The organism is Psychromonas algicola (genome assembly GCF_004378355.1).
Taxonomy (GTDB): domain Bacteria; phylum Pseudomonadota; class Gammaproteobacteria; order Enterobacterales; family Psychromonadaceae; genus Psychromonas.
The window spans coordinates 1-22,101 of the sequence record NZ_SNUB01000022.1; the positions used below are offsets into that span (position 1 = coordinate 1).

The 22,101-nt window shown below is 35.7% G+C and carries 20 protein-coding genes; 12 read left to right on the forward strand and 8 right to left on the reverse strand.

Going from position 1 to position 22,101, the window contains the following annotated elements; translation table 11 throughout:
- Positions 1 to 560: IS630 family transposase (locus tag E2R67_RS11345; RefSeq protein WP_134291071.1), on the forward strand; the 560-nt coding region annotated here is incomplete at its 5' end.
- A gap of 30 nt (positions 561 to 590) precedes the next feature.
- Here the strand turns inward: E2R67_RS11345 and E2R67_RS11350 are convergent.
- Positions 591 to 1,127, reverse strand: a complete 537-nt coding sequence (locus E2R67_RS11350) for a DinB family protein (protein WP_134291072.1) — start codon at positions 1,125 to 1,127, stop codon at positions 591 to 593.
- Between the two features lie 636 nt (positions 1,128 to 1,763).
- Here E2R67_RS11350 and E2R67_RS11355 point away from each other — a divergent pair.
- From E2R67_RS11355 to E2R67_RS11375, 5 genes are all read left to right on the forward strand, one after another.
- Positions 1,764 to 2,015 carry a DUF2498 family protein gene (locus E2R67_RS11355; protein ID WP_134291073.1) on the forward strand — a complete coding sequence of 84 codons (252 nt, stop codon included), beginning with the start codon at positions 1,764 to 1,766 and terminating at the stop codon, positions 2,013 to 2,015.
- Positions 2,016 to 2,364: 349 nt separating this feature from the next.
- Complete coding sequence (locus tag E2R67_RS11360; RefSeq protein ID WP_134291074.1) at positions 2,365 to 5,643, forward strand: leucine-rich repeat domain-containing protein; 3,279 nt, start codon at positions 2,365 to 2,367, stop codon at positions 5,641 to 5,643.
- 69 nt (positions 5,644 to 5,712) lie between these two features.
- Complete coding sequence (locus E2R67_RS11365; protein ID WP_134291075.1) at positions 5,713 to 5,964, forward strand: DUF2498 family protein; 252 nt, start codon at positions 5,713 to 5,715, stop codon at positions 5,962 to 5,964.
- 513 nt (positions 5,965 to 6,477) lie between these two features.
- Entirely contained in the window at positions 6,478 to 7,653 is a 1,176-nt protein-coding gene (locus tag E2R67_RS11370) for a hypothetical protein (protein WP_134291076.1), read from the forward strand.
- On the forward strand, positions 7,643 to 9,451 hold the full coding sequence (locus E2R67_RS11375) for an ATP-binding protein (RefSeq protein ID WP_134291077.1): 1,809 nt from the start codon (positions 7,643 to 7,645) through the stop codon (positions 9,449 to 9,451). Before E2R67_RS11370 ends, E2R67_RS11375 begins: the two co-directional genes overlap by 11 nt.
- 383 nt (positions 9,452 to 9,834) lie before the next feature.
- Here E2R67_RS11375 and E2R67_RS11380 read toward each other — a convergent pair whose 3' ends face one another.
- Together E2R67_RS11380 and E2R67_RS11385 are read right to left on the reverse strand one after the other, a co-directional pair.
- Positions 9,835 to 10,365 carry a hypothetical protein gene (locus E2R67_RS11380; protein WP_134291078.1) on the reverse strand — a complete coding sequence of 177 codons (531 nt, stop codon included), beginning with the start codon at positions 10,363 to 10,365 and terminating at the stop codon, positions 9,835 to 9,837.
- A gap of 430 nt (positions 10,366 to 10,795) precedes the next feature.
- Positions 10,796 to 11,500 (reverse strand): DUF3299 domain-containing protein, encoded by a 705-nt coding sequence (locus E2R67_RS11385; RefSeq protein ID WP_166739375.1) that lies wholly within the window; start codon positions 11,498 to 11,500, stop codon positions 10,796 to 10,798.
- Positions 11,501 to 11,740: 240 nt separating this feature from the next.
- Here E2R67_RS11385 and E2R67_RS11390 point away from each other — a divergent pair, with 240 nt between their 5' ends.
- Positions 11,741 to 12,937: a dicarboxylate/amino acid:cation symporter gene (locus E2R67_RS11390; RefSeq protein WP_445177040.1), complete on the forward strand. Its 1,197-nt coding sequence runs from the start codon at positions 11,741 to 11,743 to the stop codon at positions 12,935 to 12,937.
- A 184-nt stretch (positions 12,938 to 13,121) separates the two neighbouring features.
- Complete coding sequence (locus tag E2R67_RS11395) at positions 13,122 to 14,564, forward strand: esterase-like activity of phytase family protein (RefSeq protein ID WP_134291080.1); 1,443 nt, start codon at positions 13,122 to 13,124, stop codon at positions 14,562 to 14,564.
- A 253-nt stretch (positions 14,565 to 14,817) separates the two neighbouring features.
- Here the strand turns inward: E2R67_RS11395 and crp are convergent, their stop codons facing one another.
- Together crp and E2R67_RS11405 are read right to left on the reverse strand one after the other, a co-directional pair.
- Positions 14,818 to 15,456, reverse strand: coding sequence for a cAMP-activated global transcriptional regulator CRP (gene crp / locus E2R67_RS11400; RefSeq protein ID WP_134291081.1), 639 nt, complete (start codon positions 15,454 to 15,456; stop codon positions 14,818 to 14,820).
- 215 nt (positions 15,457 to 15,671) lie between these two features.
- Positions 15,672 to 15,914 carry a YheU family protein gene (locus E2R67_RS11405; protein WP_134291082.1) on the reverse strand — a complete coding sequence of 81 codons (243 nt, stop codon included), beginning with the start codon at positions 15,912 to 15,914 and terminating at the stop codon, positions 15,672 to 15,674.
- 122 nt (positions 15,915 to 16,036) lie between these two features.
- Here E2R67_RS11405 and E2R67_RS11410 point away from each other — a divergent pair, with 122 nt between their 5' ends.
- Complete coding sequence (locus tag E2R67_RS11410) at positions 16,037 to 16,339, forward strand: c-type cytochrome (RefSeq protein ID WP_134291083.1); 303 nt, start codon at positions 16,037 to 16,039, stop codon at positions 16,337 to 16,339.
- A 245-nt stretch (positions 16,340 to 16,584) separates the two neighbouring features.
- On the opposite strand, the gene E2R67_RS11420 is transcribed toward E2R67_RS11410, so the two are convergent.
- From E2R67_RS11420 to E2R67_RS11430, 3 genes are all read right to left on the reverse strand, one after another.
- Complete coding sequence (locus E2R67_RS11420) at positions 16,585 to 17,187, reverse strand: peroxiredoxin C (protein WP_134291084.1); 603 nt, start codon at positions 17,185 to 17,187, stop codon at positions 16,585 to 16,587.
- Positions 17,188 to 17,360: 173 nt separating this feature from the next.
- Positions 17,361 to 18,140 carry a 2-succinyl-6-hydroxy-2,4-cyclohexadiene-1-carboxylate synthase gene (gene menH, locus E2R67_RS11425; protein WP_134291085.1) on the reverse strand — a complete coding sequence of 260 codons (780 nt, stop codon included), beginning with the start codon at positions 18,138 to 18,140 and terminating at the stop codon, positions 17,361 to 17,363.
- Positions 18,124 to 18,480 (reverse strand): hypothetical protein, encoded by a 357-nt coding sequence (locus tag E2R67_RS11430; RefSeq protein ID WP_134291086.1) that lies wholly within the window; start codon positions 18,478 to 18,480, stop codon positions 18,124 to 18,126. Before E2R67_RS11430 ends, menH begins: the two co-directional genes overlap by 17 nt.
- Before the next feature lie 101 nt (positions 18,481 to 18,581).
- On the opposite strand from E2R67_RS11430, the gene menA reads away from it, so the two are divergent.
- From menA to E2R67_RS11445, 3 genes are all read left to right on the forward strand, one after another.
- Positions 18,582 to 19,496 (forward strand): 1,4-dihydroxy-2-naphthoate octaprenyltransferase, encoded by a 915-nt coding sequence (gene menA, locus E2R67_RS11435; protein ID WP_134291087.1) that lies wholly within the window; start codon positions 18,582 to 18,584, stop codon positions 19,494 to 19,496.
- A gap of 204 nt (positions 19,497 to 19,700) precedes the next feature.
- Complete coding sequence (gene fusA / locus E2R67_RS11440; RefSeq protein WP_134291088.1) at positions 19,701 to 21,797, forward strand: elongation factor G; 2,097 nt, start codon at positions 19,701 to 19,703, stop codon at positions 21,795 to 21,797.
- A gap of 89 nt (positions 21,798 to 21,886) precedes the next feature.
- On the forward strand, positions 21,887 to 22,099 hold the full coding sequence (locus E2R67_RS11445) for a hypothetical protein (RefSeq protein WP_134291089.1): 213 nt from the start codon (positions 21,887 to 21,889) through the stop codon (positions 22,097 to 22,099).
- Positions 22,100 to 22,101: the final 2 nt, after the last annotated feature.

The window sequence follows — 22,101 nt, forward strand, 5'->3', positions numbered from 1 at the left end:
AAACGATCCTTAAGATCCCAGGACATATTGCGTTAGAGTCTGTTGATATATGGCTTCAAGATGAAGCGAGATTTGGCCAACAAAACACAACAACACGATTATGGGCAGAAACAGGCAGTCGGCCAAGAGCAGTAAAGCAGCAACAATTTGAGTATGCATACCTATTTGGTTCAGTCTGTGTAACGAATGGTGCTAGCGAGGCGATGGTTGTTCCATTTGTTAATAAAGAGATTATGAAAGCACATTTATTACAGATATCCAAAGCGACAGTCTGTAATAGACATGCCATTGTTATTATGGATGGTGCAGGTTGGCATGTTGATAATATTGATGCAGACTTGGATAACGTTTCAATAATAAAACTGCCACCATATTCACCGGAACTAAATCCAATAGAACAAGTGTGGAGCTGGTTAAGGCAACATCATCTAGCTAACCGAAGTTTTAAAGGCTATGACAATATTGTTGATGAAGTATGTAAGGCATGGAATGACTTTGTCAGCATCCCTCTAAGAGTAAAAAGCATGTGCTTTAGAGACTGGATGAAACTGACCAGTTAATTTTACAGATTGGTATTAACGCAATCGCTATTAATTTACATTCGGTTGTATAAATACTAAATCAGTTACACCTATATCAATGCCTGATTGGCTAAGTAAAGTAGTCACTTGGCCTCTATGATGTGTTTGATGATTAAACACGTGCATTAACAGGTTAAACAAAGTCTTCTTTGATGCAACGCCTTTGCTGTTTTGGTAACTAATAGGTTGTAGCAACTCTTCGTCAGTTAATAAACTCGCTAATTCCAATAATGCTTCATCTAATAATACGCGACGATCTTTAAGGTCGATAAAGTTATTAGCAAGAAATATATCAAGCGTTTCAGGCATGTCTAACGCTGCAATAGGCGCATAAGCATCATAACTGTGTAATACAGATTCAAATCGTTTTAACCATAACGTATCACCCACACAGATATGATTTAATGACGCAAAGATAGAACCAAAAAAGGCACCCTGATCTTGATGCAGTTTTTCTGGTGTCATTGCACCCACAGCTTCGTATACTTTCTGATTCATCCATTGGTTATAGTCAGCCATTAAGTAGACGTGATCTTTGAGTTTCATGTGAAAGATTCCTTAGGGGGAAGTTAGATTTTTAATGTCGTAGCATATTAGATTTCTACTATTTTAAAAGCGCAGATTCGCATAATTAGGGCAATTTTTGTTATTTATTCGTTGAACAGGAATAATTGATTGTTAAAGTATGATCTAAGTTATTGAAGCGTTTTTCGTCTGCGCTCATCAAGGTTGATTTATTATTATTAGCTGTATTTTCGCCCTGTCGGCGACTCTACTTTTTCTGAACAGCAGAAACCTTTTACCCACAGCACGCAAAAAGACTGTTCCCGAATCATTTTTTAATCTACTTTTTTGCAAGTAAAGTAATGGCAGCCTTCTTTACGCACCGCTCATATGCGACGTCCATGTCGCGAAGTTCGCTAGCAATGGCTTCCTTGCCTTAGCTTGCTAAAGACAGTCATTGATTCAGAAAAACTCAACGGGAGAGTTATCGCAGCCACATTGAGTTTCGTATTGTTAATTAATTTTATAAAGTGGCTGTACAATACTCGATTATTGAAAATATTGACTTGTGTAATATTGGTGATTTTTGTTATTTAGCGGTTGTTTGCTTTAGCTTGCGGTTTACCTGCGACTCTATGTAATATAATACCTATAAATACTCACTACAGGAATAAACCAATGAGTGATGATAAACAAACAATTAACAGCACAGATATTATCAAACTAGCTAATGCCCAATTACCAGAGCACGAAGATTTTATTGAAGGTATTAAGGTAGAAAGTGTGTCAGAACAACACGGCGTGATCACCTTTAAAGGCGAATCCTTTTTAGATGCAGATGGTCTACCAACCGCAAAAAGCATGACTGCATTTAATCTATACAAATGGTTATGTCACCATTTCTCAAATAAATACACCTTGGTTGATTGAAGAGGACTTACAAAAGGCTTGGTTCTTTCGTAGAGACTACTTATTTTATCTAGTAAAGGAGTTTAGGCTCCTTTTTTGTTGGCAAAATGTTGTTGATAAGTTAAATATTGAAACTTTAAATTCTTATTGATAATGTTGTCATTAAATTGCTTTTAAATTAAGTTTTTATACTTTTCCTTTAAAGCTAAGTGTTAAGCACCATCATGAAATAAAAGACACTGCCATTTACGTCAATTTATACTCCAGTTGAGCCATTTTGCCAGCGTAAAACTTAGATTATATTTTTAATATAATTCCTCTTTTTTACCAAGCTATGATGGTTTTTATTAATAAATAACGGTGATATTTGATGAAAAAAACAATCCTTTTAACCATTCTAATTCAAGTTTGTTCTTTTTTTTATAGCAATATTGCTGTTGCAAAACAATCTGGCTGTAGTCTCGCTATTCAAAACCTTATTTATTCTTCTATTGATGCAGAGTTTGACCATTCAGAAGTGTTTGACTCAGCTTGTAAATGGCATCCTACTAATAAAAATCAATTGCTTTCTTCGATTATTATCGATATTTATCATGGAGATACTGATTTCCCCAACAAAATTTTAGTTGTCTCTATCATAGATGTGTCGAATAAAAAGCGCGAGATACTTGCAAAGTATGAGATCTTTCTTAGTGAGTATGAGGCGCAAAACATCAGCAAAAATAAGATGTGGTTAGATATTGCTCCTTATATGTTGACAGATACCGTTAGAGCCGTTGGTGTCAGATTAGGATTTAATACTGAATCTCACTCATGCGTATTTACGGATTCTAGGGACGATAAGCTGAGTTTGTTTGTGATTGATGATAAAAAATTAATCCCTGTTTTAAACTCATTGCCAATGTCATATAACATGAATCGTGGAGATTCGTTTTGTTCCTCTAATCACACTAATTCAAAAAAAAGAATACGTGAAGAAGGGAAGTCTTCTATCCAAATATTGCCTGCTAAAAGCAATGGTTATAACAACCTTCGTATCGTAACCAAATCTAAAGTGATCCATTATCCTGAACATGGTAAGCAAAAACTGTTGTATGAAAAACGTTATATTAACGACTTAAAATTTAATGGGGAAGTTTATGAACAAGGAGATGTGATTCCTAGTCCAGAGTTTTACGATCCTGTAAATTTAAAATTACATGTAGAAGAAAGAGACGAAAACAATAATTTAATTCATCCGCTGAACTTTGAAAAGAACATATATACCTTAGTTGTTGATGATAAAAGTGATCTCGCCAAAAAAGAATTAACATCTCATTATGCTTTAACTACCAAAGCTGCGGAAAATTATATTAAAAGAATCAAAGACAACATTAAAAAGAGTCCATCAAAGCGTCAAATAAAGTTTTATGATTCAAAATTTGAGCACCATGTTCGTCTGCTTATCAATAAACCTGAGGGGATTTTATATAATCATCATGTCAGTTATATTGAGTATTTAAATCTCAATTATTCAATCTCATTTTTATCTGGCATTGAACATTTTGCACAATTAAAAAATCTTAACTTGTCTAGTTCAAAAGTTAATAACCTTAAACCATTAGCAAACCTTAAATACCTTGAAACACTCAACGCCAATAAATTAAAGCTAAAAAAAGGAAAGGATAAGCTTGATGGTCTGGCTAATTTAACAAGTTTAAAAAGATTGAGCTTGGCCAATGACTCTATTTGGTATATCGATGCTTTAGCGAAATTAACCAATTTAGAATATCTTAACTTAGGCTTTGCAAAAACAAACAAATATGCGCCGCATGTAGAAAATAACATTTCTGACCTGTCGCCATTAACTAACCTGACAAAGTTAAAAGAATTAAAGTTAAACGGAAATAAAATTACTGACGTTTCAGCGTTAAAAGGATTAACTGAACTTCAAAATCTAGACTTAAATGACAATGAAATAATGGATGTTTCTGCTTTAAGCTATCTTTCAAAGTTAAAAACGTTAGAACTGAGTAAAAATAAAATAGTAAGTATCTCTGCTTTAAAGCCACTTAATCATTTAGAAACCTTTTCAGTGATACAAAATTTTATTGGTAATTACAATGAGATCCTTGCGTTTTCTAAAGTAAAAAATTTCACCTATTCATCAAACCCTGCAGCTAATTCTAGCGTTCAAAATGCTGCAAAAGAAAATAATACAGAAAAATTAAAAGAAATACTTCGTGGTAAATTTAGACTACGTGATGAAAAAGTATTAAAAACAGTGTCGGCCAATATTTTTGAAGGTATTAGTAACCCAATAAAGACGGACAATGAAGTGATCATTTTTCCTAATGCATCAATTGAGTACACCGTCAGAAAAGCCCTTAAAAAGAAGCAAGGAGGAATAACTAGTTCAGATCTTGCGAAAATTGTAGAGCTTGATTTGTCGGTAAGACGCGCATACTACGGCGCGCAAGAAGTCGATTTTTTGCAGTATTGTACAAATTTAGAAAAATTAAAATTGAAGTACCACCCATTAAAAAGCCTTTTGCCGTTGCAAGGTTTAACTAAATTAAAAGAGTTGGACTTAACCGGCGTAAAACCGAGTAAAAAATCGAATTCAACGTTGTCACAGTTAGCTAAAGATAGTTATTACGCCCCATTATCTAGATTAATTAATATGGAGAAGCTAACAGTAAATTACAGTGATGTTAAAGATCTCTCTTTTATTGTTGATATGAAAAAATTAGAGAAACTCTATGTTAAAGGTAAAAGAAAGAAAAGCGGATTATTAAGCAATATTTCAATACTTGAAAGCATGAGTCATCTGAAAGAAGTGAATCTTGAATATAATAAGATTGCAGGCTCATTTTCATTAAACTCCCTAGGAAATTTAACTGAGTTAAATCTGCGAGGAAACAGTCTTAAACAGCTATCTCTTGCGAAAGAGCAAACTAACTTAAAAAAGATAGATCTTGAAGGCAATAAAATACAAGATATTTCATTTATTAATAAGTTGCCAAAACTAACCCGCATTAACCTTAACTCAAACAATGTGCATCATATTCCAAATTTAAAAAATGCTAAAAGGTTATCTAATTTAGAGTTAGGCAATAACCATATTGAGGATATAGAAGAGCTTGGCTCTTTAACTCGGCTTAACAGGATTATTCTGAGTAAAAATGCCATCAGTGATGCATCTGTACTCAGTAAATTTAGCAAGTTAAGCTCTATTATGTTGATGGGTAATAAAGTGAGTGATCTTTCTTTTCTCAGTGGTCATACACATCTTATTGAGCTTGGGTTATCTAATAATAAATTAAAGAATCTTGAAGCTCTTCAGAACATAGAGAATATACAAATATTAGTACTAATAAATAGTGGTATAAAAGATATTAGCTTTTTAAAAAGTAATAAAAATATTAATACGCTATTTTTAAGCGGCAATGAAATTGAAGATTTATCTCCTCTTGGCGATTTAGATCAAATTGTTGCTTTAAGAGTGGATAATAATAATATTAGTGATAAAAATATGCTCCAATATATTTATCGTATTCAAGAACAATATCCTGGTAATGACCTAGACTTCAGCGCGAACCCTGTATGTACATTACGAGGTATTATTTGTTTGAGTAATCATATGTTTAATTTTAAATTCTCTGATTAATGGAAAAGTACCTACTTATATTTTATTTTGGCTTGTAAGGTTGATGAATATGAAAGAAATAAGTTTTTAATGAGCGATAAAAAACAAGAAATCAACATGGCTGACATTATTAAACTAGCCAATGCACAGTTACCAGAGCATGAAGATTTTATTGAAGGTATTAAGGTAGAAAGTGTGTCAGAACAACACGGGGTGATCACCTTTAAAGGCGAATCCTTTTTAGATGCAGATGGCTTACCCACAACTAAAAGCATGACCGCATTCAACCTATACAAATGGTTATGTCACCACTTCTCAAACAAATATACGTTGGTTGATTAAAGATAGCGTTTAAGGTTTCGATTTCCTTTTAGGCTCGTCTGCGCTCGTCGGATCTTTACGAATTATAATAACTTGGTGTTTCGCCATGTCGGCGAGTCTACTTTTTCTTGTCAGAAGAGGCTTTTTACCCACAACAAGCAAAAAGATGGAACAGGATAAGCAGAGCTTAATCCGCTCGTGAAACTATGCTGTCGCATAACTCGCCCTTCGATTCGTTTTTTGATCTACTCTTTGAAAATAAAGTAATAACTACCTTCTTAACGCACAGCTCATACGCGACGTTCGCTAACAACGGCTGCTCATAAACTCGATACTGTCGTATCATTCGCTACCTTTACTTGCTAAAGGCATTTATTGATTCCCTGGTTTTTTATTTCTTTTTGTATATTTATAGAGTAGAGGATTTTTATTATATATTTTGATGATAATATGGTTGTTATTTTACATGACTGATACGGTATTTCATTCATCTAAAATTTAATCGCTTAAACTGTAAATAGGGACTTTAACTAAATGGAAAACATACCTTTAAAAGATATTTATCAGCATAAATTAAACTTTCTTATAGGTGCAGGGGCATCAAATGGTTTATTTCCTACTCTATGGTTATCCCTAAAAAACTCGGACGATGATACAAAAGAAGAAACGATAGAAACATTAGCAACAAAATTAGATCAGGCAGGGAAACAAGAACTGCATGCTTTATTATTTATGTATTATTATAAAAAAATAATTGAGCCTGTTTGTAAATTTAAGATAAATGATTTGTTAGTTGAAGACATAACCTCTCCGGATGATGCATCTAAATGTAAAAAGAAAGAAGTAATTGATAACTATGAAAAATTTATTGATTCGGTTATACGTTTATTACAACAGAAAAGTGACTTTTCAAAAAGGTGTAATTTATTCACTACTAATTATGACGGGTGTATTCCATTAGTTGCAGATAGGCTAATAAAAAAAGGAAAGTTAGATTTTTATATTAACGATGGTTCTAGTGGTTTTCTAGAAAAAATACTCGCTGCGAAAAACTTCAATAACTATGTTTGCAAGTCGGGGGTTTTTGGCAAAAATGTTTCTGATATCCCTCAAATTAATTTAATTAATATGCATGGCTCTGCATATTGGAGAAAACATGAGGACAGTATAATCGTTGACTATGCATTAACTGAGACAGGAGTTGTTATTCCTGAAGTTGCAGAACCTTATCTTCATCATTTAGAAAGTATTCTAAATGATGCTACTAAAAATACCGCAGATGTTTTAAGGATAGATATAACATTAGATAATGATGTTATAGATACTTTTTGGGAAAGCTATAACAAGCTACCTATTGTAAACCCAACAAAATGGAAATTTCACGAGACAGTATTTGAAGAGCATTATTATCAAATGCTTCGTCTTCTTAGCTATCAACTTGAAGAGCCTAATTCTATTCTTATCAGTTTTGCTTTTTCTTTTGCTGACGAACACATATTAAAATTAATTGAACGCTCACTCTCTAATCGGAAATTGAAAGTTTATGTTTGTTGCTTTAATGAACAAGAAAGAAAATCAATGGAGAAAAAATTTAATGGTTATATTAACGTAGAGCTTGTTTCATTAAAAGATGGGAATTTGGACTTTGAGAAATTCAATGATGTTGTGTTCAATGCTGATGTTCTTAGGGAAAAAATAAATGAAGATTAATGTTGGAGAGGTTGTTGCTGTCAAAGGAATGCAAGTCACATTGCGTATTTATGATGAATCAAATCTAGAAACATTATTTTATGATGGTAAAAAATATAAAGGTGTTTCAATACGTGAATATATTGGAATTAAAAGAGGTTTTTGTTTAATAGTTTGTATTATCGAAGGGGAATACTTAGATGAAAAATACTTTGAACGAGAAGAAAATAAAATACAATATATTAGAAAAATAGAAGTTAAACCCATTGGCTACTTTGAGCAGTATAAATTCAATGATGGTATTAAGTTAATGCCGATGATCAAAGATAAAGCTTATTTATTAAATGAAAACCAAGTTATTAGTATTTTTAATCAAGGTTCGGATGGTTCTTTTAGCATAGGTAAGATGTTAAAAGAAGATACTCCGATATCTCTCCCGTGGAATAAAGTTTTTAATAGCCATATAGGTGTTTTTGGCAACACGGGAAGTGGGAAGTCGAATACCCTCACAAAATTGTACTCTGAACTATTTAATAATTATGAAGATAAGTTACTAGATAAAAGCCAGTTTTTATTAATTGATTTTAATGGTGAATATACGGGTAACCAGCTTATTAAAAACCCTGTAAATAAAAAAGTATACAAACTTAGTACAGGAAGAAGGGCTGTAAATGAAGCAACAAACGATAACAAGTTTCCATTGCCAAGTTCTCATATCTGGAACACTGAAATATTAGCCTTATTGTTTCAAGCGACCGCAAATACACAAACTCCATTTTTAAATAGAATTATCGAAAAAAGAGCAGAACATGTAGGAAAACAAGATAGTTTAAAAAATTATATTATTAGCACTTTTCATCTATGTTTTGTAAATACCGCACAGGATAGAGAAGCTTTAATTCAATTAAAGGTCATTGCTAAAAACTTAAAATCAGATGCTTTAATAGATAAGTTAGAAAAAATTTTTTGGTATGATAATAAAAATAAATTTGCATGTGATAATGTTGCTGGACCCGGGTGGGAATTTTATGAAAATAATGCAGGGTTTAATCAATATTTACGACCAATATTAAATACTATAAATACCACTACACTAAACCCTTTCAATGAACTTATTATTCGCATAAATATTCAATTATTAAGAGACCTTTTATTTGGGCATATTCAATTTGAACATATTCAACCCTTGTTAAAGAGAGTGGAATCAGCGATTAAGGATCTAGATAAAGTTTTTAGTATTACAGATAATAATGAAGTGAATTTCAAACTATTAAGCGTAATTTCTTTAAGAGATTGCAACCAGAAAACAAAAAAAATTATCCCTCTGTTGTTAGCTAAAATGTTTTACCAAAACCACAGAGATACAGTAGCGATAAAACCAGACAAAACGCTTCATTTTATAATTGATGAGGCTCATAATATTCTATCTCAGCAATCTACCCGTGAGCACGAGAGTTGGAAAGATTACCGGCTTGAGATGTTTGAAGAGATAATTAAAGAAGGGAGAAAGTTTGGGATGTTTTTAACATTATCTAGCCAACGACCTGCAGATATTTCACCAACGATCATGTCTCAACTCCATAACTTTTTTATACACAAGCTAGTGAATGATAGGGATTTATTCTTAATCGATAATACAATAAGTACGTTGGATAAGATGTCAAAAAGCTTAATTCCCAATTTATCTAAAGGTAGCTGTGTTGTTACAGGTGCGGCTTTTGACTTGCCAATAGTAATGCAAGTTGATTATTTGAAAAATGAGGAAAGCAGACCTTATAGCGATGATATTGATTTAAATCGCTTATGGGGAATTGATTAAGTATTTTAGTTTTTGAGAATCAAATTAGAAAGTTACATGAGGACTTAACTCAACGCGGCTACAACACTCCACCGTTGAGCTTTCCCAAACGATGGATAACTTTCAGCAACAGCAAACAGGACGTTTGCTGTAAGTTCATCCGGCACAGGGACGTGCCGTATGAACTGGTGCGTTAAGAAAGTTCACCATGGTTTGGATTAGAAAGCGATTCGGTGTCAGTCTTTTTGCTTACTTTTTCTTCTGACCAAGAAAAAGTAAAGTCGCCGACAGGGCGAAATCACTGTAAATAACCATCAACATGATCCGACGAGCGAAGACGAGTTAACCTTTGGTGCAGATAAACCTCTCGGAGACTATCGGAACTAGGCTGATCTTTTTTTGTTTCAATCAATATACTTTGAAAGTACATCGGACAGAAACTTCGCAACAGCCTCTAATTCTTTAACATAAACTGCAATATTAATTTTATCTTTTTTATCTTTAGGTATGCGTAGTCCTTCATCATTAGAATGTAATGGGACTTCGGGAATACCACCTTTTGCCGAATATGGATAACGCCTATCGGTAAAAACGGTTTTATTCAATTCTATATCTTGCTTTAGTGAGCGTGAATATTGAATTTCATATTTATTTTTTAAATACTCTGCATCTAATGGATGGTTTATCTCTATCTTATGAAAAATCTTTGATAGGTCATGTGTTTTCTTTGTATGGTTTACCTTTATTGCAACTGAATCATTCCATTCAATCTTTGTCCGAATACTTTTCAAAAAGCACTCAATAGATAAAGCTAGCATTATAAAATAAGGATTATTAGGGCCATTCTCTTTTAATATTTGAGCCGCTGAATAGTAATCCTTTGCATGTGTGAATAATCCAAAGTCGACTAAGTTTTTAGTCTGTATATTTTTCATAATTTAACCTCTACAAAAGTATTGGGAAGTTATTCGTTGAGCTTAACAATATCAATAAGTTAATAAAAAATGAAACTCAATACGGCTACATCAACCTCCCATTAAGTTTTTCTGAATCAATCACTGCCTTTAGCAAGCAGAGGCATGGATGCCGTTGTTAGCGAACTTCGCGGCATGGACGCCGCGTATGAGCGGTGCGTAAAGAAGGCTGTGATTTATTCAGAATAAAAAACGTTATGGGCGATTTTCTTTTGGTTCCGTTTTCTTTATTCGTATAAAGAAAATGAACTCGCCGACAGGGCGAAACCACTGTAAATAATAACCAAGATGATCCGACGAGCGCAGACGAGCTAAACTTCAATGCAGAAATGAATTCCCACGCGGAGCATGGGAACTAGGATGAACCTTCACTGCGCTAAGCAAAACAAAACTATAACTCCGTCACCATTCCATCATCAATAAAATACGCCATTTGAATCTGCTTATTCCCATCCACCAAATTAAGATTCTTATTCTGTTGGTTGCTTTGTAACGTCCCAGTCACTCTGATTGGAACATAAGGCGATCTTGCTTCAAAAGCTTGCTTGGTTTTCACCAATATTAATTGATTGGCTGCTGGAACGGGTTTGTGTGAACAGGCACCGACTGTGGGTACTAACAAAAACTCTGTCACTAAACCTTCGTTAAATTCTAAAGCGAGTAAATAGCCTGATATTTGTATTTGCCTGTTGATTAATAAACTGTTGGTTGCCATTGCGGCTTTTCTTCGTTTTGCGACGATGATTTCGCGCTGTGCAAAGAGGCCTTCAATGTCTACCTTGTCTGCTATGAGTTTGGACTTTGCTTCTTCACCCATTTTTATCATTTTCTCAGTGACTCTATTTGGTAATGTTTTTTGCAGCTCTACAACGCGACCATAAATAGAAAGGTTGTATATTTGCTTCTGCGTTAACTCGCGGAATGGGTCGTAATACGGGGCAACTTTACCTTGCAGATCTTGCCAGCCTATTTGTATGGTGCCTGAGTTATTTTGTTTTTGTATCTTGCTCTCTGGTGTGGGAGAAACAATGGCAAAGGAGAGTGATGAGCTCAGGGTTAATGCAATTAATAGTAATGGGGTGAAGAATACTTTCATGCTTATTCCTAAGTGTGAATGGTTTGCTATTAAGCTTTTGTGATTGATAACTCTAGCAAGTTTTTGCTTTGTATTCATTTTAAATTAAGTAGTTAAGCGATTATTGATCACTGTCAGTATTCAATACAGGATATTCGGTACCTTGTGCTTGAAAATTGTTAAAGATAATAAAAGGGATCGTCAGTGATAAAATTAAATAAAAGTTTGTTTTCAAATATAGGCACGCAAGTGGTCATCGCCATGGTTATTGGTACTGTGGTGGGCGCTTATATGGGACCGAGTGCAGAAATGTTCGCGCCACTTGGTGCTGTGTTTATCCACCTCATTAAAATGTTGGTTATTCCTTTAGTGGCGGTTGCCATTATTACAGGAGCGGCGAATTTAGGTGATAGTCCTGCGGCAGGAAAAATCGGTTTGACGACTTTTATTTTCTTTATGTTAACGTCTGCGGCTGCGGTTGCTCTGGCGCTTGGGTTAGGTGAGTTATTTAAACCGGGTGTGGGCATTGATTTAACGAGTATGCATTCTATGTTTTCAAATGAGTATGCGGATAAAGGCGAAGTGCCTGGGTTCTTTGCGACTGTTTTAGGCATGATCCCAACGAATGTATTTCAGTCATTAAACAATGCAAATATTCTGCAAATTCTTGTTTTCTGTTTGTTCTTAGGCATTGCTTTATCTAAAGTCGATACCGCTAAAACGGCACCTTTACTGATGGCGTTAAATGGTTTGGTTGATGCTTTTGTATGGATGATTAATGTGGTTATGCGTATCGCGCCAATTGGTGTGTTTGGCTTGATGGCTGAAGCGGTAGGGACTTTTGGGTTTGATGTGTTATCGGTTGTGATGAAGTTATTCGTTGTTTATGTCATTGCTATTCTTATTTTTGGCTTTGGTTTTTATCCATTATTAATCAAGCTATTTTCGAATGTGTCTGCGCGTCGCTTTTTGTCTGTGATGAAACGTCCGCAAGCGGTGGCTTTGTCAACAGCTTCTTCAATGGCAACATTGCCTGTGACTATGGATGCGGTTCAAAAAGATTTAAATATTAATAATTCGACGGCTTCTTTTGTTTTACCTTTAGGGGCCACTATTAATATGAGCGGTAATGCGATTTATTATGGATTAGTCGCTGTATTTTTTGCTCAAGTTTTTAGTATTGATTTAAGCTTTGGTGCTTATATTGCGATCATCTTAACGGCAACTATTGGTGCAATTGGTCAAGCTGGTGTGCCTGGGCCTTCTTTCTTAGTGGTTGCGGTGTTATTAGCGGCGGGCATTCCAATTGAAGGGTTACCATTATTATTCGCCTTGGATAGAATTTTCGATATGATCCGCACTGCGCTTAATATTACTGGTGATGCCGCTTGTGCTGTGATTGTTGATGGTTTACATCTGCCTGCTGAAGAGCAAGCGGAAGAAGCCGTTGTGAAGTAACGCTTGAGTGATTAATGTTTACTTTGTATTGATAAAAGGGGCGAAAGCTCCTTTTTTTATGCTTGGTATTAAAGGGCGGGTTATTTATCTTGCAGGCTGCTGGTTATCAAGCTTTCGTGAAGTTCATTAAACCGTCACATTTATTGTTTAGTTTGCTTGCCATATTCATTCAGGGAGCAAGACAATGACGAGTAAAGCTATAACTAGTAAAAAAACGTATAAGAAAACATTGATCGCAAGTTTATTATCGGCAAGTGTAATGACTGGCTGTGCCAACCATGCAGACAAAATAGGGAATGCTGATTTCATTGCTAGTTTTTCAGGTCAAAGTAGTGAATTACCTTATTCGGTTTTACGCAATGATTTACTTGATGCGAAAACCAATCAACCCTTTGAAATTCGTAATGGTGGTTATGGCTCGGCGATGACTGCTCATCCTACACATGTTAATCAATTTTATGCGTTAACGGATCGAGGACCGAATGCAAATTACACGGGTGATTATGGCAAAGGGAAAAGTTTTCCTGTTGTGTCTTATGTGCCACGTATTGGTTTGTTTGAAGTGAGTCACGATGGTTCTATTTCATTGGTTAAAGATATTTTGCTTAAAACACCAACAGGGGAGTTGATTTCAGGATTACCTAATTCTTCTGCTTTAGGCGGCACAGGCGAAACGCCTTATCATGCCGATGGAACGCCGGTGTTAATGGATAATAGTTTGCCTTATAGCAAATCGACTAATCCTATCAAAGTGGATGATTTTGGTTTAGATGGCGAAGGACTAGTGGCTTTAAAAGATGGTTCTTTTTGGGTGAGTGATGAATACGGTCCACATATTGTTCATTTTGATCAGAATGGTGTTGAGATTGAGCGTATTAATGCGTTTAAAGACGATCAACGTACACAGATTAACTTACCAGCTGTTTTTCAACATCGCCGTGCTAACCGAGGAATGGAAGGTTTGGCGATCACGCCTGATGAATCAACATTGGTTGGCATTATGCAATCGACCATGAAGAATCCTGATAAAGCGGCACAAAAGGGCAATTTAACTCGTATTGTGACAGTGGATTTGAATACAGGTAACACTGAGCAATATTTATATCGCCAAGAAAAAGCAGAAAATGCTAACTCTGAAATTGCGACGTTAACGGCTGAGCAATATTTAGTGATTGAACGCGATGGCAGTTTCCTTTTAGGTGGTCCTAAAAAAGCTAATCCTAATGCACAGAAACAAGTTTACCGAATCGACTTAAGCACTGGTACGCCACTTTCTAGTGTTGCGCTTTCAGCTTCTGTTACGCGCGATGCAAGTCATGGTTTATTGATTGATGGTTTAACGCTTGAACAATATGCAAATAAACATGGTTGGAATGCATTAGCGGCAAAAGGTATTCAACCTGTGAATAAAACCTTAGTGATTGATATGGTTGATGAAGTGGCTTATCCACACGATAAAATGGAAGGCTTGTGGGTGATTGATGAACACCACTTAGGCGTATTAAACGACGATGATTTTGCAACATGGTCAACTAAGGGCAAGTTAGAACAAAAGTATTTGGATAAAAATACTGTGGATTCGAATCAACTTTACATTATCAAAGCGGATCTGTTTGGTAATGATTAATACACTAATACCAATTACATTAAATAAGTGTTCTAAATTTTGCGCAGGTAAAATGGCTTAGTTCAAGGCATAAGTTGAGGTAAAGGGTTGTTTCCTTTATGAAACTTATAACGAAGAAATAAGTTATTTTAACAAGTAAAATAGATCAGTTAATTAGTGTGATTGGTATAAATACGTATTAGCAAACACTGGATACAAAAAAACCGCTTTATTATAATAATGAAGCGGTTTTTTTATGGGATTTGAATGCGAATTAACGCGTACCAAATACCACGATTGTTTTACCGTGAGCAGAGATAAGACCTTGCTCTTCTAGCATTTTCAAAATACGTCCAACAGTTTCACGTGAACAACCCACGATTTGACCAATTTCTTGACGTGTAATTTTGATTTGCATACCGTCTGGATGAGTCATCGCATCTGGTTGTTTTGCTAAATCTAGCAATGTGTTTGCGATACGGCCAGTTACATCTAAGAATGCTAAGTTACCCACTTTTTGGCTAGTCACTTGTAGTCTGTTCGCCATTTGGCTTGAAAGACGCATTAAGATATCTGGATTAACTGTAATTAGCTGTGTAAATTTCTTGTATGAAATTTCTGCTACTTCACAAGCTGATTTTGCTTTAACAGATGCACTACGGATTGGCTCTTCTTCTTTATCGAATAAGCCTAATTCGCCGATGAAATCACCTTGGTTCAGGTAAGACAGAATCATTTCTTTTCCGTCTTCGTCTTTAATGACAACAGCAACAGAACCTTTAACGATGAAGTACAATGTATCCGCTTTCTCGCCTGCATGAATTAACATACTTTTTGCAGGATATTTGTGAGTATGACAATGCGATAAAAACCATTCTAACGTTGGATCGGTTTGAGGTTTGGTAATGATCATAAACTTCCCTTTATCTTTGGTGATGAATAGCTAACGCTATTTCTTTTATTTTTCACTAAAACACATTCTATATATGAATTGTATCGTTTTTTTATAAAGCTCTACAATTCATATGGCCATTACTTCTGCTATAAATTAGAACTTTGTGATAGACAACGTTTATTTATAACCGTATTCATTAATTATGCACGCTCGCTATCTAAAAACAATATAAATTATTCGTTTATTTTTTCTACTTGTGCAGCTTGGAGCTCGTGTTTGCTGATTAGAGTTACGCTTTCTTCAAGTTCTGAATAAATAATGTGGATATCTTCATTCTTAATTTGTAATAGCACTTGTTGTGTTTTTTCCTGTAATGAAAATTCAACTAATCCGTAATCCGTTCCTTCACGTAATATATATTGTTCGATTAAATTGTTTAATGTCATCTCGTCGAGTTGTTGGTAGGGTATTAGCATTAGTGTCTCGTTTAATGTTAGGAATTTCGTTGTATCAATGATTTATATCATATCAGTTCATATACATTTTATTAGAATTAACACTATTATTTGAGTTATTCATTTTTTAGAGGGAGTTTCCAATGAACAAAAGTTTAATTGCATTATTTTTATGTCTTCCATTTTTTGCCAATGCAGCAGACATCGAAGCAGGTAAAGCAAAGTCAGCTGTTTGCGCTGTATGTCACGGTGCTGAAGGTGTGTCTGCTGTACCTATTTATCCAAACTTAAAAGGACAAAAAGAAGCTTACCTTGTTTCTACTTTAAAAGCCTATAAAGACGGCGTTCGTGGAGGTGGTATGTCAATGTTGATGAGTCCGCAAGCCGCTATGTTAAGCGATGCAGATATTGCAAACCTTGCAGCTTATTACTCTTCTTTAAAATAATATTAATTAGCAGGATCAAAAAAGGCCTCAAATGAGGCCTTTTTATTTATAACAATTTAGTTAATTATTATAGGTCGTCAGAGTTAGCTGCTAGGTATTTTGCAACGCCTTCTGGAGATGCGTCCATATCGGCTTTGTCTTTAGCCCTATAGTGAGCGCTGGACTGACTCATCGGAAAGCTAACTCGCACGATCAAAAAAGGCCTCAAATGAGGCCTTTTTTATTTATAACAATTTAGTTAATTATTATAGGTCGTCAGAGTTAGCTGCTAGGTATTTTGCAACGCCTTCTGGAGATGCGTCCATACCTGCTTTGTCTTTAGCCCATTGAGCAGGACAAACTTCACCGTGCTCTTCGTGGAATTGAAGTGCATCAACCATACGTAACATTTCGTCTACGTTACGGCCTAATGGAAGATCGTTCACTACTTGGTGACGTACAACACCTTCTTTGTCGATTAAGAAAGAGGCACGTAATGCTACACCAGCTTCTTCAAATTCAACACCGAATGCTTGGCAAATTTCATGCTTAACGTCAGCAACTAATGGGTATTGAACTGCACCGATACCGCCATCATTGATAGCAGTGTTACGCCATGCGTTGTGTGAGAATTGTGAATCAATTGAAACACCAATTACTTCAACACCACGCGCTTGGAATTCACCAAAACGTTTGTCGAATGCGATTAACTCTGAAGGACATACAAATGTGAAATCAAGCGGGTAGAAAAAGATAACTGCTTCTTTACCTTTTGTGAATTCAGCAAAGTTAAAGTTATCTACGATTTCGCCATTACCTAGTACAGCGGCAGATGTAAAATCAGGTGCTTGTTTTGTTACTAATACCATTGGATGTTCCTCTATATAATTTGAAGTATTGTATGACCGACTTTTCATTGGCCATAACTTCAATAGTATCCATTAAATTAAATACTTAAACGAATTGTTTATATCAATCAAGTTAATAGGTAAATGCTATCAAAAATGCGATTTGCATTGTGTAAGTAAAATAACTTAGTCGCTTACCTTAATATCTGTTTAATATTATTTGCGTAGATGATGGGTTTTTTAATGTGAGTGTTGTGGCCTAAACCCGCAAAACCTTGAATGACTAAGTTTTTTCGTTGTGGAAGTGAATCTGCTATTTCTTTAAATTTACTGTCTTTCTCTCCATAGCAATAGGAAATCGGTAAATCCGTTGTCGCTATAAATTGTCTTGCGCACTGCTGATGGCTTAAGCTTGTTGCCAATAACATATTGGCGAGGTAAACCCCGTAATTATCTTCTCTTGTTTCAATTAGCATGCCTTTTTCTGCATCACTTAAGTCATCAAAAATAGTTTGGTCATACCAATCGTATAAACTGTCTTCTATTGATTGTGTGGCAAAGCATTCTGCCCATATTAAATCGGATTGATAGCGTTGCATTTTGTCTTTGTCGTTGTCCAAACCAAGGTGAGTGGACTCTAATATCAAATGCTTTAGTCTAGGATCGTTTTGGCTACGCGCGTAATCTAATGCGATGCGACCACCTAATGAATAACCAACAAAGACAAAAGATTGAATGTTTAATTCGTTTAAGCAATATTTAATAAGTTGATGACAGTTTGCAAAGCCGTCGACTTTAGAAAGATCAATTGCGCTAGAATTACCATGGCCGGGAAGGTCGATACAAACACAGTGGAAATCACTTTTCAGTTGCTCGATGGTTGTATGCCAATCTAAGCAGTTACCTAAAAAACCATGTAAAAAAACAAGTGTTGGATTATCATTCGAACCTTGTTGCTCATAATATAATGGCATTCTTAACCTCGTCTTTGATTATCTGTAATTGTGTTGGTGTGTGGTAATAATTAATGTCAATGTTGCTTGATGCTGTTGTATTGCTTTGTTGGCTAGATAACGATGCTTGATAATACGCTTTCGATTTAGAAAAAATGGTTAGTTGTTGATGGTTTTTAGAAGATTGTTGAGTTAATTGTTTAAAAGTTAAATTATGTTGATAAGGATATCGTTTGGAAAATGAGAAATAGTGACGAGTATTATCGGTTAAATTGGGAATGGTTAAATTTTGTATTAGAAGCGGTCCGTGTTTAGGACTAAACAATAGTAGTTGTTGGAATTGCTGCGTAGCGTTAAGCATAAGCCAGTTATATATTTATTCATTTAGGTTTGTTAATGTAGCGCGATATTAACCTTATTCCTAGTACTGTTAACAATAATCATCATTTTATAGGATTTTTAGTGAAGCTATTTACTGTCTGGATCAATGCATTACGCTTACGCACTCTCCCTTTAGCCGCTGCTTCTATTATTGTCGCTGGTGGATTAGCGGTGCACTACCAGGTTTTTGATTCTAGTATTTTTTTATTGTCACTATTAACCGCTCTGTTACTACAAATACTTTCTAATCTTGCTAACGATTATGGTGATGCTTTCACTGGAGCTGATGAACAACGTATTGGCCCAGATAGAGCAATGCAAAGTGGGTTAATCAGTGCGCGTGCGATGAAGAATGCCATTATTATAGTCACTATGTTGTGTTTGCTTTCAGGGCTTTCATTATTGGCAATTGCTTTTGATGATGACATAAAGAGTTGGTTAATCTTTTTAGGGCTAGGCGCATTGGCTATTGCTGCTGCAATTACTTATACCATGGGTAAGCTGCCTTATGGTTATCGGGCTATGGGCGATATTGCAGTCTTTATGTTTTTCGGTTTATTAGGGGTACTAGGCTGTTTTTATTTGCAAGCACTGACCTTACCGGCTTCTTTATTCTTGCCTGCTGTTAGTCTTGGTTTATTAAGTGCGGCGGTATTAAACATTAACAATATACGTGATGTTTATAGTGATAAAGCGGCTAATAAAATTACCTTGGTTGTTTTATTAGGACGTGAAAAAGCATTTATCTATCATTTACTACTATTAATAACGGCTATGCTAGCCAGTGTGATTTATATTTATAATTTACAAGATAGTGAAACTTGGCAATATTTGTTTTTATTAGTTATAAGTCCATTAGCTAAAAGTTGTATACAAATTTCCAACGAAATAAAGAAACAAACTCGAGAAGGTGAAATTTTTAATGAACAATTGAAAAACACTGCGCTGAGTACTTTTGTGTTTTCTTTATTATTTGCGATTGTTTTGATCGCTTAATATCGTTTATTTATTCTTCAAATGACTGTGTTTAATGACAGCCCTTTCTGTTTTTCGAGGTGTTTTTGTAAAAAAACACAAAATAAAGCCGAAAAAAGCAACATATTTGCTCTTTTTTCTAAATTCTGTGTTCTGTTTAACCACAAAAATTGTATAATGCCGCGGGAATATAGCCTCCAACTTTTTTAATACAGAGTATAAAAAATGACAGATTTAAGTAAATACAGAAACATTGGTATTTTCGCGCACGTTGATGCGGGTAAAACCACTACTACAGAACGTATCCTGAAACTTACAGGCCAGATCCACAAAACTGGTGAAGTACATGATGGCGAATCTACAACTGACTTCATGGAACAGGAAGCTGAGCGCGGTATTACTATCCAGTCTGCTGCTGTAACTTGTTTTTGGAATGACCACCGTTTTAACGTTATCGATACTCCTGGACACGTTGACTTCACAGTTGAAGTATATCGTTCTCTTAAAGTACTTGATGGTGGTATCGGTGTATTCTGTGGTTCTGGTGGTGTTGAACCACAATCAGAAACTAACTGGCGTTATGCGAATGACTCAGAAGTTGCACGTATTATCTTCGTAAACAAATTAGACCGTATGGGTGCTGATTTCTACCGCGTTGTTAAGCAAACTGAAGACATTCTTGGTGCTAACCCACTAGTTATGGTTCTACCAATCGGTATCGAAGATGATTTCGTTGGTGTTGTTGACCTACTAAGTCGTCAAGCATACGTTTGGGATGACACTGGTCTTCCTGAAAATTACTCTATCCAAGATGTTCCTGCGGACATGGTTGATAAAGTTGAAGAATACCGTATTAAACTAATCGAAACTGCTCTAGAGCAAGACGAAGACCTTCTAATGGAATACTTAGAAGAAGGTACAGAACCTTCAATTGAAGATCTTAAACGTTGTATCCGTGCTGGTACTCGTACAATGGACTTCTTCCCAACTTACTGTGGTTCTGCATTTAAAAACAAAGGTGTTCAACTTATCCTTGATGCTGTTGTTGATTACTTACCTTGTCCTACAGATGTTGATCCGCAACCTCTTACAGATGAAGAAGGTGAACCAACTGGTCGCGTAGCAACAGTTTCTGCTGATGAATCACTAAAAGCATTAGCATTTAAAATCACTGATGACCGTTTCGGTTCATTAACTTTCGTACGTATCTACTCAGGTACATTGAAGAAAGGCGATACAATCATGAACGCTGCTACAGGTAAAACTGAGCGTGTTGGTCGTATGTGTGAAATGCAAGCTGATGATCGTAACGAACTTACTTCTGCACAAGCGGGTGATATCATCGCTATCGTGGGTATGAAGACTAACGTTCAAACTGGTCACACATTATGTGATCCAAAAGATCCAATCATTCTAGAAGCAATGGTTTTCCCTGAGCCAGTAATCTCTATCTCTGTTACACCAAAAGATAAAGGTTCAACTGAGAAAATGGGTATTGCTATCGGTAAAATGGTTGCAGAAGATCCAACATTCCGTGTTGAAACTGACCAAGATTCAGGCGAAACAATCCTATCTGGTATGGGTGAACTTCACTTAGATATCAAAGTTGATATCCTTAAGCGTACATACGGTGTTGACTTACTAGTAGGTGAACCTCAAGTTGCTTACCGTGAAACAATCACACAAGCTGTTGAAGATTCTTACACGCATAAGAAACAATCTGGTGGTTCTGGTCAATTCGGTAAAATCGATTACCGTATCAAGCCTGCTGAGCCAGGTACTGGTTTCTCGTTCAAATCAACAGTTGTTGGTGGTAACGTACCTAAAGAATTCTTCCCTGCAATCGAGAAAGGTTTCGAAGGCATGATGGAAACTGGTGTACTAGCTGGCTTCCCTGTACTTGACGTTGAAATTGAACTTTACGATGGTGGCTTCCATGCCGTGGATTCATCTGCAGTAGCATTTGAATTAGCAGCACGTGGTGCATTCCGTCAGTCTATCCCTAAAGCAGGTGCACAACTTCTAGAGCCAGTAATGTCTGTAGACGTATTTACTCCTGATGATCACGTTGGTGATGTTATCGGTGACCTTAACCGTCGTCGTGGCATGATCGCTGGTCAAGAAGCGGGCGCAACTGGTGTTCGTATTAAAGCTGACGTACCTCTTTCAGAAATGTTTGGTTACATCGGTTCTCTACGTACAATGACTTCAGGTCGTGGTCAGTTCTCTATGGAGTTCAAAAACTACATGCCTTGTCCTACTAACGTAGCAGAAGCAGTAATTGAAAAAGTTAAAGCTGATAAAGCTGCTGCTAAGAAGTAATTCTTAACTAGTTAGACTTTTTTATAAGCCCCGATGGTGAAAACTATCGGGGCTTTTTTGTATCTGCTCGTTTGTGTTAGCGGAAATTTTTGAGTGTTAACTTCAGTTCTCTACGTACAATGCTGCAGAGCGAATTAGACGACAGTTTAGTATATGAGTGGAGAAGCTCTGCGGCTCCTGTTCGTGGTCAGCTCTCTATGGAGTTCAAAAAGGTTATGCCTTGTCCTACTAACGTAGCAGAAGCCTTTATTTTAAGATCTAGTGAAAAAGTTAAAGCTGAAAAAGCTGCTGCTAAGAAGTAATT

Excerpts from the sequence above, each read along its gene's own strand:
- E2R67_RS11350 (WP_134291072.1), bottom strand. The coding sequence starts at position 1,127 with ATGAAACTCAAAGATCACGTCTACTTAATGGCTGACTATAACCAATGG.
- E2R67_RS11355 (WP_134291073.1), top strand. The coding sequence starts at position 1,764 with ATGAGTGATGATAAACAAACAATTAACAGCACAGATATTATCAAACTA.
- E2R67_RS11360 (WP_134291074.1), top strand. The coding sequence starts at position 2,365 with ATGAAAAAAACAATCCTTTTAACCATTCTAATTCAAGTTTGTTCTTTT.
- E2R67_RS11365 (WP_134291075.1), top strand. The coding sequence starts at position 5,713 with ATGAGCGATAAAAAACAAGAAATCAACATGGCTGACATTATTAAACTA.
- E2R67_RS11370 (WP_134291076.1), top strand. The coding sequence starts at position 6,478 with ATGGAAAACATACCTTTAAAAGATATTTATCAGCATAAATTAAACTTT.
- E2R67_RS11375 (WP_134291077.1), top strand. The coding sequence starts at position 7,643 with ATGAAGATTAATGTTGGAGAGGTTGTTGCTGTCAAAGGAATGCAAGTC.
- E2R67_RS11380 (WP_134291078.1), bottom strand. The coding sequence starts at position 10,365 with ATGAAAAATATACAGACTAAAAACTTAGTCGACTTTGGATTATTCACA.
- E2R67_RS11385 (WP_166739375.1), bottom strand. The coding sequence starts at position 11,500 with ATGAAAGTATTCTTCACCCCATTACTATTAATTGCATTAACCCTGAGC.
- E2R67_RS11390 (WP_445177040.1), top strand. The coding sequence starts at position 11,741 with ATGGTTATTGGTACTGTGGTGGGCGCTTATATGGGACCGAGTGCAGAA.
- E2R67_RS11395 (WP_134291080.1), top strand. The coding sequence starts at position 13,122 with ATGACGAGTAAAGCTATAACTAGTAAAAAAACGTATAAGAAAACATTG.
- crp (WP_134291081.1), bottom strand. The coding sequence starts at position 15,456 with ATGATCATTACCAAACCTCAAACCGATCCAACGTTAGAATGGTTTTTA.
- E2R67_RS11405 (WP_134291082.1), bottom strand. The coding sequence starts at position 15,914 with ATGCTAATACCCTACCAACAACTCGACGAGATGACATTAAACAATTTA.
- E2R67_RS11410 (WP_134291083.1), top strand. The coding sequence starts at position 16,037 with ATGAACAAAAGTTTAATTGCATTATTTTTATGTCTTCCATTTTTTGCC.
- E2R67_RS11420 (WP_134291084.1), bottom strand. The coding sequence starts at position 17,187 with ATGGTATTAGTAACAAAACAAGCACCTGATTTTACATCTGCCGCTGTA.
- menH (WP_134291085.1), bottom strand. The coding sequence starts at position 18,140 with ATGCCATTATATTATGAGCAACAAGGTTCGAATGATAATCCAACACTT.
- E2R67_RS11430 (WP_134291086.1), bottom strand. The coding sequence starts at position 18,480 with ATGCTTAACGCTACGCAGCAATTCCAACAACTACTATTGTTTAGTCCT.
- fusA (WP_134291088.1), top strand. The coding sequence starts at position 19,701 with ATGACAGATTTAAGTAAATACAGAAACATTGGTATTTTCGCGCACGTT.